This is a genomic window from Mucilaginibacter sp. A3364 (assembly GCF_059690715.1).
This window is the reverse complement of the sequence record NZ_JCAWED010000002.1, coordinates 1,030,544-1,046,388: the sequence shown is the minus strand read 5'-3', so window position 1 is coordinate 1,046,388 and position 15,845 is coordinate 1,030,544. Positions and strand designations below refer to the sequence as shown.

General features: G+C 42.9%; 14 protein-coding genes. 8 read left to right on the top strand and 6 right to left on the bottom strand.

The genetic code is table 11. From position 1 onward, the window contains the following. The first annotated feature begins 93 nt into the window (after nucleotides 1-93). The 4 genes from AC59JT_RS16985 to AC59JT_RS16970 are packed head-to-tail and all read left to right on the top strand — an operon-like array spanning nucleotide 94 to nucleotide 3,112. Nucleotides 94-1,050, top strand: a complete 957-nt coding sequence (locus tag AC59JT_RS16985) for a hypothetical protein (protein WP_497401152.1) — start codon at nucleotides 94-96, stop codon at nucleotides 1,048-1,050. A 5-nt stretch (nucleotides 1,051-1,055) separates the two neighbouring features. Continuing rightward, a complete protein-coding gene (locus AC59JT_RS16980; RefSeq protein ID WP_497401150.1) occupies nucleotides 1,056-1,709 on the top strand; it encodes a hypothetical protein in 654 nt (217 codons plus the stop codon). Beyond that, nucleotides 1,682-2,476 carry a sensor histidine kinase gene (locus tag AC59JT_RS16975; RefSeq protein ID WP_497401148.1) on the top strand — a complete coding sequence of 265 codons (795 nt, stop codon included), beginning with the start codon at nucleotides 1,682-1,684 and terminating at the stop codon, nucleotides 2,474-2,476. Before AC59JT_RS16980 ends, AC59JT_RS16975 begins: the two co-directional genes overlap by 28 nt. Further along, nucleotides 2,477-3,112 (top strand): response regulator transcription factor, encoded by a 636-nt coding sequence (locus AC59JT_RS16970; RefSeq protein WP_497401146.1) that lies wholly within the window; start codon nucleotides 2,477-2,479, stop codon nucleotides 3,110-3,112. 3 nt (nucleotides 3,113-3,115) lie between these two features. Here AC59JT_RS16970 and AC59JT_RS16965 read toward each other — a convergent pair whose 3' ends face one another. Continuing rightward, nucleotides 3,116-4,720 (bottom strand): IPT/TIG domain-containing protein, encoded by a 1,605-nt coding sequence (locus tag AC59JT_RS16965; protein WP_497401144.1) that lies wholly within the window; start codon nucleotides 4,718-4,720, stop codon nucleotides 3,116-3,118. Between the two features lie 162 nt (nucleotides 4,721-4,882). Here AC59JT_RS16965 and AC59JT_RS16960 point away from each other — a divergent pair, with 162 nt between their 5' ends. The 4 genes from AC59JT_RS16960 to AC59JT_RS16945 all read left to right on the top strand — a co-directional run bounded on the left by AC59JT_RS16960 (nucleotide 4,883) and on the right by AC59JT_RS16945 (nucleotide 7,900). Then, entirely contained in the window at nucleotides 4,883-5,953 is a 1,071-nt protein-coding gene (locus AC59JT_RS16960) for a PA0069 family radical SAM protein (protein WP_497401142.1), read from the top strand. Nucleotides 5,954-6,099: 146 nt separating this feature from the next. Next, on the top strand, nucleotides 6,100-6,645 hold the full coding sequence (locus tag AC59JT_RS16955; RefSeq protein ID WP_497401140.1) for a peroxiredoxin: 546 nt from the start codon (nucleotides 6,100-6,102) through the stop codon (nucleotides 6,643-6,645). 88 nt (nucleotides 6,646-6,733) lie between these two features. Further along, a complete protein-coding gene (locus AC59JT_RS16950; protein ID WP_497401138.1) occupies nucleotides 6,734-7,318 on the top strand; it encodes a carboxymuconolactone decarboxylase family protein in 585 nt (194 codons plus the stop codon). 117 nt (nucleotides 7,319-7,435) lie between these two features. Then, nucleotides 7,436-7,900 carry a response regulator gene (locus AC59JT_RS16945; RefSeq protein WP_497401136.1) on the top strand — a complete coding sequence of 155 codons (465 nt, stop codon included), beginning with the start codon at nucleotides 7,436-7,438 and terminating at the stop codon, nucleotides 7,898-7,900. 42 nt (nucleotides 7,901-7,942) lie between these two features. Here AC59JT_RS16945 and AC59JT_RS16940 read toward each other — a convergent pair whose 3' ends face one another. The 5 genes from AC59JT_RS16940 to AC59JT_RS16920 all read right to left on the bottom strand — a co-directional run bounded on the left by AC59JT_RS16940 (nucleotide 7,943) and on the right by AC59JT_RS16920 (nucleotide 15,464). Then, nucleotides 7,943-9,028, bottom strand: coding sequence for a hybrid sensor histidine kinase/response regulator (locus AC59JT_RS16940; protein WP_497401134.1), 1,086 nt, complete (start codon nucleotides 9,026-9,028; stop codon nucleotides 7,943-7,945). An 87-nt stretch (nucleotides 9,029-9,115) separates the two neighbouring features. Beyond that, on the bottom strand, nucleotides 9,116-11,245 hold the full coding sequence (locus AC59JT_RS16935) for a sensor histidine kinase (RefSeq protein WP_497401132.1): 2,130 nt from the start codon (nucleotides 11,243-11,245) through the stop codon (nucleotides 9,116-9,118). Nucleotides 11,246-11,263: 18 nt separating this feature from the next. Continuing rightward, a complete protein-coding gene (locus tag AC59JT_RS16930) occupies nucleotides 11,264-13,570 on the bottom strand; it encodes an Rv1355c family protein (protein WP_497401130.1) in 2,307 nt (768 codons plus the stop codon). Nucleotides 13,571-13,622: 52 nt separating this feature from the next. Beyond that, complete coding sequence (locus tag AC59JT_RS16925; protein ID WP_497401128.1) at nucleotides 13,623-14,432, bottom strand: hypothetical protein; 810 nt, start codon at nucleotides 14,430-14,432, stop codon at nucleotides 13,623-13,625. A gap of 342 nt (nucleotides 14,433-14,774) precedes the next feature. Then, nucleotides 14,775-15,464 (bottom strand): Crp/Fnr family transcriptional regulator, encoded by a 690-nt coding sequence (locus AC59JT_RS16920; protein ID WP_497401126.1) that lies wholly within the window; start codon nucleotides 15,462-15,464, stop codon nucleotides 14,775-14,777. Between the last annotated feature and the right edge of the window lie 381 nt (nucleotides 15,465-15,845).

The window sequence follows — 15,845 nt, the reverse complement described above, 5'->3', positions numbered from 1 at the left end:
CTTTTTATTACCGTGAAAACACGGTATCGCATTTGCTTTTCCCGTAGTAATTTTATATCATTATTCACACTTAACTCACTGACCCTTATTAACATGAAAAAACTATTCCTATTAGCCGGCGTAACCATGCTGTTAGCATCGTGCGCGGGCAACAAAGACAAGGACAAGGCTGATACCATTAGCCAAACCCTAAACGGCTATGATGAAGCTTCTGCCAAATCCATGATGAAACATTTTATCACTTCAAAAGGGAAAGATACCTCGCCCGCAACAGCTTCGTTCTGGATAAGCAAAGAAATGATTCATGATATCGTAACTATGTTAAATGCCGAGATCAAGCAACAACAAGCAACAATTCCTGCAAACCCATCTGATCCATTGTTAGGTTTTACAGATGGTGTACGCGTTTACTTTGCCAGCGATACCACTATAAATACCTATCCGCTTAGTAACACCATCATGATCGTATCTACCAAAGACAACGGAAAAGCACCGGCCACCGTTAGACAAAGTGCCACCGGGCGCCGACACCTTGATTACTACGAACACCCTGCAAATGCACATCTATTTAAATTGCGCAACTATGACATCCCATCGTACGCCGGTGATGGCCGTCGCGGCGACTCATTATATATTGCCACCAAAACCCCTTCAAATACTGTGATATGTGGCTTGCCGCACGGCATTTCGCGCAAAAAGGCTGAGCAAATGGTTCAAGGCTTTTTAACGAAACCCGATACCATTAACACTCATGGCGAATGGTTTGATATAGAGTTTTTAAACGCGCTTGATCAAAACAAAAATCTGAATGGTATACGCATTTACTTTGCAAGGCATTTGGAGCCGGACGAACAAACCCGTGATATTGTTGCAAACAGGCACGCTTTTGTAATAACCACCACAGAACGCGACCCTAAAACCGGTGTTGCAAGGGATTACTTTTATTGCGACGAAAAAATCCTTAACGATTACAAAGCCGCTTACAGAAAAAAATACAAAAGAGGCGACCCGCAAGACAACGGCGAACTTTGCCCTGATAACTGCAACTAAACTTTATGCTGCTAACTTATTTAAGGTTCAACACCGCTTTTGAATTAGTATGCCTGACCATAGCTATAATTTGTTTATGGCGCGATAAAAGCATCATTTGGCGAAGCCTGATACCATACCTGTTTATTGTTTGCGTGGGTGAACTTACCGGGGTGCATTTAAAAATGCAGCATCAATCAAACCAATGGGTGTATAACATTTTATTGATAGTTCAAATCATATATACCCCCATAATGTTCGGCAGCTTGTTTAGCAGGTATAGCAAAAACAAGCTGCCGATAATTATCGGCCTCGTTACGCTATCGGCATTGTACGTGTTTGATCTGGCCGATTCGGGCTTTCTAAAATTCAACATGCTTACCTATAATACCATGTCGGTAATATATGTACTGTATGCCTTGTACTATTTTTATCTGCTGCTAAAAGATGATGAATATATCGACCTGAAATACTCGGCTAACTTTTGGTGGGTAGCTGGTATATTATTCTTTTATTTTGGTAGCACTGCAGTTAATATATTCAGGGGCCAAACCAAGGAGATGATAGCCGGGCATAGTTTGTCTTATTATATTTATATTGTGTTAAACTTTTTGTTTTACGGCTGCTGGTCATACGCGTTTATCTGTAAAAAATGGTTGAAGACAACATACAAAGCCTGATCATTATTACGTCGGCCATATTTTTACTGGCGCCTTTATTTATCATTATATACATAAACGCGTACAATCGTCGTAAAAAAAACCACCTGGAGGAGAAAGCGCAAATGAAACATGCTTTTGAATCTGAACTGTTACGTACCCAGATAGAGATACAGGAGGATACCTTTAATCATGTTAGCCAGGAGATACATGATAATGTAAGCCAGGTTTTGTCATTTGTAAAACTTAATCTTGCCCTTACAGATGGGCTTACCGACGATAAAAAACAGCAAAAAATTGCCGAAAGCCGCGAACTTTTGGCGCAGGCCATTACTGACCTGCGGCACCTGTCAAAAAGCATGAGCTTTGAATATATTGAGCAAATGGGGTTGGCAAAACTACTGGCCGCCGAAGTTGACAGGATCAATAAAAGCGGGCTACTCAAAGCCTCATTAAATATGGAGGGCAGCAACTATACCCTGGGCGGGCAGCGCGAACTGGTATTGTTCCGCATATTCCAGGAAACATTGAATAACACGCTTAAACACGCCAACGCCAAACAACTTAATATTGGTTTGTTTTATGGCAATGAAATATTTAACTTAACACTTGATGATGATGGTGCTGGCTTTGCTACGGAGGCCTTACCTGGCGGGACGGGATCGGGATTAAAAAACATACAAAACAGGGCAAAACTAGTTGGCGCTGCTGCCACCATCAGCAGCGAGCCGGGAAAGGGTTGTAGGGTTAAGGTTAGCCTCAATACTTCAGAGAAACCCCTATATTAAATGAAAACCATCCAGATAGCTTTAGTTGATGATCACCGGCTTTTCCGAAGCGGCATAGCTTCGCTTATCAATCAGTTTCCGCAATACAATATTTTGTTTGAAGCCGGAGACGGCGACGAGCTTACGCACAAACTCACACCGAAGCTTAAGCCCGATATTATTTTGCTGGACATCAACATGCCCAAAAAAGATGGCATCGAAACCGCCAAATGGCTGCGCAGCAATTTTCCTGATGTTCATATCATCATACTATCTATGTTTGAAGATGCCGATAAAGTGCTTACCATGGTGCGCCTTGGTGTAAAAGGCTATTTGTTAAAAGATGCCGAACCTGCCGATTTTGAGATGGCGCTGAATACTGTGGCCGGTAACGATGTGTACTTCCCCCAGTTTGTCACCAAACATTTGGTAAACAATTTTAACAAGCAAACAGATCAGGTTAAATTAAACGAGCGCGAACTGGAGTTTTTAAAACTTACAGGCACCGAACTCACCTACAAAGAAATTGCCGACCAGATGTGTGTAAGCGTGCGCACCGTTGATGGCTATCGCGACCAGCTTTTTGAAAAATTACAGGTTAAAAGCAGGGTGGGGTTAGCTATCTATGCCATTAAAAATAACCTGATAGAACTTTAAGTGCTAAGGCGTAACTTTATATACCGTGTAACTATCTCCGCCACGCCATATATTAAAGGTTTTTGCCGCTGTAATATTCAATTTTCCGGCAGCATCAAACACCATAGATAGCGCTTCAGCACCTGTAGGATTTAGGTAAGTATTGGTTATTACCCCACCACTGATCTTATACACATTGATATCTGTAGCTAAATAAACCGCACCTGCAGCATCTACCGCTAAGCTGGTATTATAACGCGATACCTTAGGAAAAAGGCTGTTAGCCGGCGAACCGGGCATCGGACTAAGGACAGGTGTACTCACCAGGCCCGACGGGCTTATTTTTCGGATACGGGCATGATAATTCTGCGCTCCATCATCATATCCTGCGCTTTCTAACACATACATATCGCCTGTTCTGGCATCGCCGCCAAAAGCTAATATAAAAGCAAAACGCGCGGCAGTACCCTGGCCATCGGTGATCGGTCCGCTTGTGCTGCCGGCAAAGGTACTTACTAAGCCCCCGGGCGTAATTTTGCGGATGTATTGATCATCGTGAACATAAATATTTCCGGCAGCATCGGCAAACAGTTCCTGCGGGTTGGCAAATAGCGCTGCTCTCCCTTGCCCGTCGGCATAACCGCGATAGTCCCCGCCTGCCAAAACGCTTACCGCACCGGTTGGCGATATCTTATATACTTTCGAGTTATTGGCGGTAAAATATATACGTGCTCCCACAAACTGATCATACGGCGAGGAAACATATACATTACCCTCTGCATCTACTGCGCATCCTGCCAGAAAGCTGCCATCGGTAGCACCGCCGATGGTTGCCAGAGTGGTTGTAATACCGCCCGGTGTTATCTTTATTACTTTATTCCCCGCCGTCCCGTATAAATTGCCCGCAGCATCAGCAGATAAGCCACGCGGGCTGTAATAATAGGTACCCGCCAAGGTGGTATAGGTTGATGGCAATATGGTAAAGTCTTTATCATAAGTTAAAGCAGTGCCGAAGGTGGTCAGCACTATTTTACCGGTGGTGGTGGTTTGTGGGACTGTTACGTATACCGCATCCGTTCCTGCCGAATCAACAACAGCGTTTATACCGTTAATGGTTACTTTGTTGTTGGCCGTGGTAGTGCTAAAGTTACTGCCGTAAATGGTAAGTTTACTGTTCTGTATGCCGGCCTCGGCGCTTATTCGGGTTATCTTAGGGTTAGGCGGTTCTACCTTAAATTTATAAGGGAAACCGAGTGTTTTTCCATTAGTAACCAACGCAAGCGATACCTGCCCCATCGGTATATTATCAGGTATATTAATAAACACCATTGTTGAATCGCCGTAGTAAGGCGTTACGCTGATATCATTAAACAGCACTTTATTTTCCTTAAAATTGGGGTTAAAATTACGGCCGTAAATGATCATGAAATCATTAGGCTTACCAATATTATCAGTAACCGCGACCAGATAATCGGATAGCGAGCCGTTAGTAATTTTTGTGATTGCCGGCAACGTCGCCGGATCGACGGTTGGCTCGGGCGTCTTGCCTTTCTTACAGCTGATAGTCAACAGCAGGCTAAGGCCCATCAATATAGTAAGTGCGGTATTTTTATAAGTTGATGTAGACATTATTATCATTTTCCTGGCAGATAAGGTTAGACCGGCGTAAATATATCCAAATTTCATCCTAATTAAAATACTTAACTCTTGGTATTTTTCAGGAAATCTATCACTCAAAATATTTTAATTCAAAGCGATTGATTTTGCTAAAATAATTAGCAAATTTGTGTGATGGCACATCAGGAAAACCCCGAGTTTTTTAAAGGGCGCGGCGCGCAGGTAAATACCGATAATAAATTTTTAAAACGCAAGTATGTGCTTGACCATATTGAGGGGCTGGACGAGCCGTTGCTGGAAAACGGCAACACACAGCTATTCGAAGAAACACCAAAAAAAATAGTAAGCGAATCAAGCAGTCCGGATCTTAGTCATATGTACTCCATTAACCCCTACCAGGGCTGTGAGCACGGTTGTATCTATTGTTATGCGCGCAATAGTCACGAATATTTTGGTTTTAGCGCGGGGCTTGATTTTGAGCGCAAGATCATCGTTAAACGTAACGCGCCTGAGTTGCTGGAGCAATATTTTAACAAGCGCAACTATCAACCGGTAAACATCCTGATGTCGGGCAATACGGATTGTTATCAGCCTGTAGAACGCAAATTGGAAATAACCCGGCGGTTACTCGAAATTTTTCTGCGTTATAAAAACCCGGTAAGCATCATCACCAAAAATAATTTAATACTGCGCGATATGGATATAATTACCGAACTGGCCAAACTCAATTTGATCCACGTTAATGTTTCCATCACATCGCTGAATGAGCAACTGCGCCAAAAACTGGAACCACGTACGGTAACGGCATCGGGCAGGCTATCGGTTATTCAAAAACTGTCAGAAAACGGGGTGCCTGTTAGGGTAATGGCGGCGCCGATCATTCCTGGTTTAAACAGCAACGAAATACCCGATATTATCCGCGCATCGGCAGATAGAGGCGCCTTGGGTGCGGGTTTCACTATTGTACGCCTTAACGGTAGCATAGCCGAGATATTTACCGATTGGCTGCATAAAGCTTTTCCTAATAAAGCAGAAAAAGTACTTAACGCCATCAAATCATGTCACGATGGCAACTTAAATGATAGCGATTACGGCAGGCGCATGAGCGGCGACGGGCCGGTGGCCAAATCTATCCACCAGCTCTTCCGGATGGCTACCAATCGTTTTTTGGATGACCGGGAAATGCCGGAACATGATTATACCCTATTTACTCCCCGCAAGGGCAAACAAACCAGCCTGTTTTAAACATTTGTTAATTGATTTTTTAGTTATATGAAATAACTATATCCAAAAATAATTTATATAGATAAAAGCTATAACCTATCTATAATTACGATTGAGCGGTGCCGCAAAAATTGGTATATTTGCATCACAAAAAACAAGAAAACAGTATGATTGGTATAGGTAAAAAATTCCCTCAGTTCTCAAAAACTGCGGTTGTAAGTTTAGAAAAAGGTAAAGAGTTTGAAACCATCACTTCAGATTTTTTAACTAATGATGATAACGTTTGGACGGTAATTTTCTGGTGGCCAAAAGATTTTACTTTTGTTTGCCCAACCGAAATTGCCGAATTTAACAAAGCATTTGGCGAGTTCCGCGACCGCGAAACCCGTGTTATCGGCGCTTCTACCGATTCTGAATTTGTTCACGCTGCCTGGAGAACCCACCACGATGACCTGCGCGATCTGAAATTCCCGATGCTGGCTGACACTTCAAAATCATTAGCCGAAGAACTGGGTATTTTAACCGAAGACGAAAAAGTTGCTTACCGCGCTACCTACATTATCGACCCACAAGGCACTATCCAATGGGTATCTGTAAACGGCTTAAACGTTGGTCGTAACGTTAAAGAAGTTATCCGCGTGTTAGACGGTTTACAAACCGACGAGCTTTGCCCTTGCAACTGGGAAAAAGGTCAGGAAACTTTAACAGTTTAATTTTTATATACAATACAGATATCCCCGCGATACCTGCGGGGATATTTTTTCTACCAACAAAAACATAACTAACTGACTATCAATTAAAATGAGCGAAAGTACAGAAACTATAAACGAGATGCTGCAAATCCTGGGATTAGATGCGGCTTATCGTAATGCCAGCTTGGAATTATTAGAAAAAGGCGAATCACGCTATCTGCGCGATCTGAAACTGAATTTTACCAGCACGCTTACGTCGGCACATTTAACCGAGAAAGAGTGTGCGTTGCTCGGCTTAAGCACAGCGGTAAACAACAATAACACCCCGCTTATAAACTACTACACCCATTATGCCACCGCGCAAGGCGCCACTGCCGAAGAGTTGGGCGAAGCTGCGGGTTGTGCGTCACTATTAGCCTCAAACAACGTATTCTACCGTTTCAGGCACTTCACACAAAAAGAGAAATACACCCAGATACCTGCACGTATACGCATGCAGTTAATGATGAAACCTGTAACCGGTAAAGAGTTTTTTGAACTGATGAGCCTTGTTATATCGGCCGTTAACGGTTGCGAAATGTGTGTTAACGCGCACGAGGATTCGCTGATAAAACTAGGCGCTACCGAAGAGCGTATTTTTGATGCCGTACGCATTGGCTCCCTGGTAACATCGGTGGGCAAAATAATATTTTAATATTTGGTACCTTTTTTGTAGATTGTATTGACATAAGTAAACTAATAGTTTTACTATCTTTGCCTATGTTAATGCAATTTACCCCTAAGGTTTAAACGTATATTAGCTATTATTTTTATGGCCGACAAAAAAATAACTGTACTGTATGTTGACGATGAAGAAAACAACCTGTTTTCTTTCAAGGCCGCTTTCCGTATCAAATACCAGGTTTTAACCGCTATTAGCGGAGATGAGGCGTTAAAACTGCTTGAAACAAAACCTGTTGAAATTATTATTACCGACCAACGCATGCCTAACATGACCGGCGTTGAGTTCCTTGAAAAAGTTATCGATAAATATCCCGACCCGATGCGCATTCTGCTTACCGGCTATGCCGATATGGGCGCAGTTGTTGATGCGGTTAACAAAGGCAAAATTTTCCATTACCTAAGCAAACCCTGGAACGAGGACGAGCTGGATATGACCATTACCCGCGCTTATGATGCTTACCTGGATAAGCAAAAGCTAAAGGAAATGAACGAAAAACTAGGCACCTCTAACGACCAGTTGGAGTTTTTGCTTCGTCAAAAATTGCTTTCGTAATTTCCCCTCTTTTATCTCGCCAAAGTGGAGATAATTTTAGAGTTATTTAGTTGGAATAGTTACCGTAAATGTAGTACCCTGGTTTAGCACCGAGTTTACTTCTATCTGCCCGTTTAGCTTAAGCAAAGCACTTTTTACGTTGTACAGGCCAAAGCCTGATCCCGCTTCCTGCGAGCTGGCGCGATAAAACAAGTTAAATATCTCGCCCAGGTGATTGCCTAATATACCTATACCCGTGTCTTTCACCTTAATAGTAAGCAGGGCTTTGTGTACGTGTATGCTTAGCTCCACACGTTTTTCGTGAGCACCCTTATTCTGGTACTTAAACGCGTTGGAAAGAAGGTTGTTAATGATAAGCTTTATTGGGGTGATGTCATTACGATAATACTCCTTCTGATCAACACTGATGGCAAAATCAATAGTATTGGTACTGGCAAAAACACGATAAATATCTCTAAACTCGTCTGCCGTATCATTAAAATCTATCCCGGCAATATTCAGTTCGCCGCGTTGCAGGCTGTAATAATCGTGCATGCTTAAAATGTAAGTGTCCAGCTTTTTGAGCGATTTCTCCATCAAAAACAGCATCTCCTTCATTTCATTAATATCATACATTTCGTGCGCCACATTAATGGCACCCAAAATACCTGCAAGCGGGCCGCGTATATCATGGCTTACGCTGTAGGCAAACTTATCCAGTTCGGTATAAGCTTTTTGTAGTTCCTGGTTTTTGGTGGTGAGGATGGTATTGGCCTGGTAAAATTTGTTGGCTTCCTCAATGGCTGATATAATATCGCTTTCTTCCCAGGGCTTTTTAACAAACCTGAAAATATTACCACGGTTAATTGCCCCGATAACCGATTCGATATCCGCATGCGCGGTAATCAAAATACGCATAGGCAACGGATAGGTGCCGCGTATCTCCTCAAAAAATTCAACGCCGGTTTTAAGCGGCATGCGCTGATCGCAAAAAATAATACGTATGTCCGGGTGTTTCTCTAAATAATCAATAGCCCCGGGAATATTTACTGCCGTGAAAACCTGGTAGTTTAACCTTAATGTAGCTTTAAAGCCCATTAAGTTTTCCATCTCATCGTCAACGTACAGTATCTTAATTTTGTCTGCCATTATATATAGTCAGATGCGTGTTTTTAATCAGTTTAGGTTGCTTAGGGGTATTGAGCAGGAAACTAAATTAAACAAAATTTGAGTAAACTATACAGGCTTGGCTTCAAAAACAATAGGAATGACCAAAGTGAACTCGGTGCCTTCGCCCGGTTCTGATTTTACAAGGATGTTTCCGTTATGTTTTTTGATGGTGTTATAAGCTATTGACATACCCAAACCAGTACCTTCACCCACCTCTTTGGTGGTAAAAAACGGTTCGAATATTTTTTTGATGGTTTGCTCGGTCATACCGGTACCGTTATCACGTACCTTAACCAAAACATTCTCGTTTTCAAACACGGTTGATACTTCGATCTCGCCACCTTCATTATCACCAAACTTTTTGTTAACGGCGTACGCGGCGTTTGATATCAGGTTTAAAAATACCTGGTTAAGCTTACCGGCATAACACTCCACCAACGGCACCTGTCCGTAGTTTTCTATCACCTTAATACGGCCGTTAAGCAGGTTGTTAGCAATAACCATGGTTGATTGCATACCCTCGTTAATATCCGCCCGTTTCAGATCATCCTCATCCAGGCGCGAGAATATTTTAAGGCCCTTAACAATTTCGGCCGTACGCGATGCACCTTCGTGTATACCTTTTATCAGGTGTTTTATCTCAACAAGCAGGTATTCAAAATCCAGTTCCTCTTTATATTCTTCTATTTTTCTTTGCTTCTCCTCTAAAGGCTCGTCGGCCAGGCTCATTTTTTCAATAGCTTCCATAGCATCCAATACCATCTCTACGTCGCGCTTAAGCGGGTTAATGTTGGAAGTAACAAAGTTTATCGGGTTATTGATCTCGTGCGCTATACCGGCAGTTAACTGACCCAGCGATGCCATCTTCTCCGACTCAACCAGTTGCGATTGTGTTTGCTTCAGATCTTCTAAAGACTGGTTTAACTCGTGCGTACGCTCTTCTACCTTTTGCTCCAACATCACATTCTGCTCGCGCACTATGCGTTCGTTTTCCTGCAAGGCACGCAGGGTTTCTTCCTGCGAACGTTCTTTCTCTGCTTTAAATATGTTGATCTTATCGGCCAATGCTAAGGATAGCAAGGTAACCTCGATAGCTGTACCCGCCTGCATGGTGTAGTTGGTAAAATCATTATACGGCAACACACCCAGGTTGCGCAACACAAACAATACCAGGCCCGCTAAAAATATCGTCCATGCCAAAGCAAAGAATTTAGCAGGGCGGAACCCCCGGATTGAAAGCGTGATAACCGCCACATAAATACTGATAGACAAACACAAAGCCGAAATATCGATAGCGCGGTAGCTGATCAGTACCTGACCGCTTAAACGCAGAATAATAGCTATAACATACAGTACAATAACCGCCTGAAATATCCGCCCCATAATAGGCATACGCTGCTGCATACCCAAAAACGACCGCGAGAACATCATTAACGATATACCCGCCAGCGCCGGGAAAATAATTATAACAGCATTATAAACCTCGGGCGAGTTTGGAAACAAGAACCGGTAAGTGTAGCCCGAAAGCGTTGTTTGCGTAAGGCCGATGAACAAGGTATAGGATACGTAATACAGGTAGCTAATATCGCGGGTAGAGATGAATACAAACAGGTTGTACAACATCATTACAAATAATATACCTACCAAACAACCCCAAAGCACATCATTGGTTAGTTTTGACTCGGCTACTTTTTGGGGCGTGCCCAATACCAGTGGCAATACCATTTGCTGCCCGCTGTTTACTTTAAGGTAGTAGGTAGCGGTGCTATCGGTAGGTAAGCTAACGTCAAAAATAAAGTCCTGGTGCTTGTATTTGCGCAGGTTGAAGGGGTTACGGTCGCTTAGCTTTTCAACCTGGTAGCCGCCGTTTGCCGGGTAATAAAACTCGCATATATCCAGCGTTGGGTACTCCAGGTTAAGCAACAGGTGGTCATCCTCGTGTTTATTGGTGATGGTAAATTTCAACCAAAAATTCGAGGCGCTCAACTGCATGTTAGGCACCTGTGTTTTTGATTGCACAAACTTACCTGAGGCCCGCACCGTGTTAATATCTAATTTACCGGTCGAGTCTTCCAATAGGCCAACGCTTTCGCCAATAACAATATTCTCTCCTTTAAAAACAATCGGCTGTTGTGCAAATGCTTTGGGTAAGCAAAAGGCAAACAATAACAAAAGGCTGATATGAATTTTTTTCATTGTGATAAGGTAATACGTTTAGGATTTGTCAAGTACTAAAACCTGCTCCAAAGGCAGCCTGTGCGATTTAAGTACAGGCTCTTCGGCTATGGCTATTTTGGTTAAAAATACCTCGGCGCGGTTATTGCCAAGGCCGGTTATCTGGTCAAAATGCTTACGCAATTCGGTTAATTCTTTTATCAAACGGTCAGACAAACCTTCGCCATTGCCATGCAATATACGCGAAAACAAGTAAAACGGAGATATAACCGGATGCACCGCTAAATTTAAATTAGTAGCCTCCAACCAAAAGCGTTCCATGGCGCGACCGCCCTCAAAAAAGTTGGATAACTTATATTCGGGCAAAGTGATCATACACAGGGCCGATGCCGTTTTTACAATTTTCCGCGCCAGCGAATCAAAGCCCAAACCGCCCTCCAGTTTATTAATGGTTTGTATTACCTTTTCGTTACGGATGATATTAAGCGCGGCCAGTTGCGAATTGGTAAAGCCCAAGGTTTTAGTGTCAATACCATCGCGTGTGCGTTCGGCGTCCTCGGTTGTCCAGCGCATTTCGTGTTTGATAAAATCGTTGTGGCCGGCAGGGTTTAACAGCCTGGCGCGGTCGCAGGCGCCTATGATGTCGCCCAGTTCTTTTAGTACAGCCTCATCTGTAAAAAACTGGAATTTGGCACCCGGGATAGTTTCGGCAATGGCGCCCAGCTGTTCAATAGTGCTTACCGGGATAGGCGTTTTGGGCGCCGGGTTACGGTTGGTGTGGCGTTTATAAATAGCCTTGTCTAAGCTTAATATTTCGGGCTTAGGAGCAGCGTTTGTTTTCGCAAAGCGGATGGCTGCCACCAGGCGCTCGTTCCCGCCAGGTACAAACTCGTACGATGCTTCAAGCCCCAGTGCCTGCGCACGAATGCTCAGGTTTTCATAAGCGGCGCCGAAGGTGATGAAAGATGCTGTTTTCTGAAAATCGCCGAAGCTAAATGAGCGGAATTCATCATGGTATAAAAACAGCGTACCGGTTTTGTACAACCACTTCCAGGGCTGATCATTACCGGTTGATGGTGCTGCGCAGGCAGCGTTTACCAGTTCGGTTATGGTATTGCTATCGGGTTGATAAGCTGAATTATCTGTAGATTGATATTGCCCGGCCAATTGCTCCATCTCCTCAACCAACATCGGCGTAAACGGATTAGCCGGAACCTCGGTAACAAACGGCGCAGGGTTTCTATCACCAACGATCTCATCCAGATCAACATAATAACGGCCCGAATCATGAAACTGATCCAGTAAAATACGGCGGCAAACGTCAGCACCAACAGCACCACCTAATACTACCGAACTGGCCAACTGCGGCCAGGTGTTTATCGTTTGCTCCACTTCTATCATGGATGCTTTTATGCGTAGCGATACATTTTCAATACCCAACATTTGTAAAATGATCGGGATCTTTTCTTCGTTGGTCAGCTCTTTTATGGTTGATGTATCTACGCCTTCAACCGTACCGTGCAGGATAGGGTAATCAGGCTCCAGGTCAAAACGTTCCACGTCAAGCATACCCCTATCGCTGGTATCCATTACCACCGGGATGCGTAGTGCCTTAGCTTTAACACGCGAATTGATCTTGATATCCAGGCCATCGCACTCATCCACCAAAATATCCAGCTTACCGCCGCCCAGGAAAAACTCATCCATGTTTTGCTCCGTAAGGCCGTCAAAAAAGCAGGTTACCTTTAAAAACGGATCTATCTCGGCAATCTCGCGGGCGGTAACCACTACTTTGGGCAGGCCCAGGTTATGGATGCCGGCACGTATGCGGTTTAAGTTACTTAGCTCCAGCTCATCAAAATCCGCCAGGCGCAATTCGCCAAAACCACGCTCCATCGATAGGGTTAAGGCAATAGACTGCCCCACCGAAAGACCGATAATGCCTATTTTTTTGGTGCCCAGCTTATCCCGCTCGGCGCGGGTTATTTTGTATTGATTACGGTTGGTGCGCATTTCAACAAACTCATCCTCATCAAGCATATGCACCAGGCGTTGGCTCCATGGATAATAAACCCAAACACCGTACTCATCAATATTACGGCCGTTTAAATGGCGCTCAATCAACGGCGGGTACTCGTCGGCCTTTAATTTAACCGATGGATTCTGACTTTTAACCAGTTCCTGCAACTGGCCATATAGCTCATCGCTTACAAACGACACCTTACCCTCGCTAAGTAATGCATCAAACACTTTTCTATCCTCAGCATCCGTAATACGTAATATTTGCGGAACGTGAACTTTCTTTAACTGCTGTGCCTCTGCCAATAATGATGATAAATTTTCCATTGATATTATTTACAATGTTGGCGCGTAAACCGCACCTGTTAAAGCTTTGTTTCTATATAAAATCCCAGTCCTTGTCAACCGTTTTAATATTGTTCAGGTTCTTTTCGGCGTTGCCGATGGTGGCCTGCAGGTCCCACTGGTCAAGGTTTGGTATTTCGCATTCGTAATGTATGATCAGGTTTTTACCGCGCAGGGTTTCATTACGTACGGTAGTTAGGTTTTCCCGTATTTTCATGATAGCGCTTTTCTCGCCTTCTTCGGCTTTGCTTAATTGGGGCACATCTTTTAAAACCATACTGGTAGCGATAAGATCCAATTTAGGATAGTAAAAAGTACCCTGATTGCCCACACTGTCCTCCAGTTCCATACCCACGCTTGCCACGGGCTTTACCGTATAAGGCGCACACAGCGCAAAAAGCGACTGCAGGCCAATTTCGTAAGCAATTACAACGGCTGCACGTATTAAAAAAATACTACCAATGCCATAACCGGCTATCTCGCGCGAATTCCAAAGTCCGCACAACTCGCCGGTGCCATATTTGCCGTATTGCCATACCACGTCATAAATACTTTTATCAATAGCGGCTGTTGCGGTCTCTATGGGCAGATGTTCTGTACCGCCTGATACGTGCACGCGGGCGCCGCCGTATACGCGTTTTCGATCTAACGATTCAACAACCATTACAAAAACGGCCGGGTTATTCACCCATTCATTTTTACTATAGGATACTTTGGTTACACCAATGCTGGTTAATACATGTGTATGTCCTTCAATAAAGAGGGCACATGTTTCTGGTTCGTCAATAGCTCTGAAGGCCCTTAACCGTACTTCCGGATTGTCCTTATCTATACTGCCGTTCATTTAATTCAGGGGGTATTAAAATTTTGGTTGCAATATTACTATCGGAACGCACATTAATACGTTCAAAAAAATAAATAGTTAGTTTAATGGGTAATTAAATGCAAGGCATCACACCCGGCCAGTGAAAACCCCGGGGCAAATATTGCGCTAAGGTTAATCACCACTGCTGATAATCAACGGAAAATCAATCGATTGCCTTACAGGCCATAGGTTTGAAACGATGCAGTTAACTGAACGTTAAATTAAATAAAATCCGGCATCACACACAACTAATTTGTTTATTTTAAGTAAAAACAAACAAAGGACGCGGTTGTTCGAAAATTTTTAAGCAAAAAAGCCAGATCAGGCTTGCTCGGTAAGTTTTGTCAGGTTGTGATCGTTAGTGATAGCGATGCTTTTTCCAGACAGGCTGATCAGCTTATCGCCAACCAATTCGTTAATTACACGGAATACCGTTTCGTAAGTAGCGCCTGCAAACGATGCCAGGTCCTGGCGGCTCAGGTCGATATTGATCAGGCCGGATGCGGTTTCGCCAAATTGCTTTCTGAGGATGATAAGCGCCTCGGCCACCCTACCTTTTACCGACATATGGGCCAGGTTACGCATCTTGCGTTCCGACTCGCGCAGCTCTTCGGCAAAAAACATGAGGAGTTTATAAGTGAACTCGGTGTTTACTTTAAGGGTGGTTTCAAAAAAATCCATATCAACGTAGCAAACAACTGTAGTCTCCAAAGCCGTAGCCGACACCGGGTAAACCAAATGACTGCCAATACCACGATGACCTACTATGGAGCCGGTTTTAGCGAAGCGGATGATCAATTCTTTATCATTATCCCACTTTTTATGCACCTTAACATTACCGTTATTTACAAAGAAAACACCGGTTACTTTATCGCCTTCTTTAAAAATAGTTTCGCCTTTTTTTACTTTAAAGGTTTTTTGATTCTGCAAAATAGCCGATTGCCATTCTTTTAAACAGTTTTTGCTTAAAAAACACGTGTTTGGATCGCATGCTACTTTACTTTTTTTCATGTTTTTGAATTTATATACAATATTAGTTAAAAATTAATATTAAAAATAGTAGTTTTTTACAAAAAATATAAAATAATTGACTCATTATATATCTTTTATCATATAAAGACGACAAAATGACTATATCTTATAGATAATAATTCAGTATATATTTCTATATTTTTACATTAAAGCCAAATTATATTGCCATTAATGTCAATAACTCAGCAGATTTGCAAAAAACATAAGATTTCAAGAAAAAACATGGCGAATTCTTATCAAATTTTTATTTATTAGGACATTTTGACTCCATTCTGAAGAAAAAGAATGGCGATAAATAAAAATATATCGATTTTTCCATTTTAAAGCGCCAAAAAGCACATTGGTGGATTCTGTAAATAT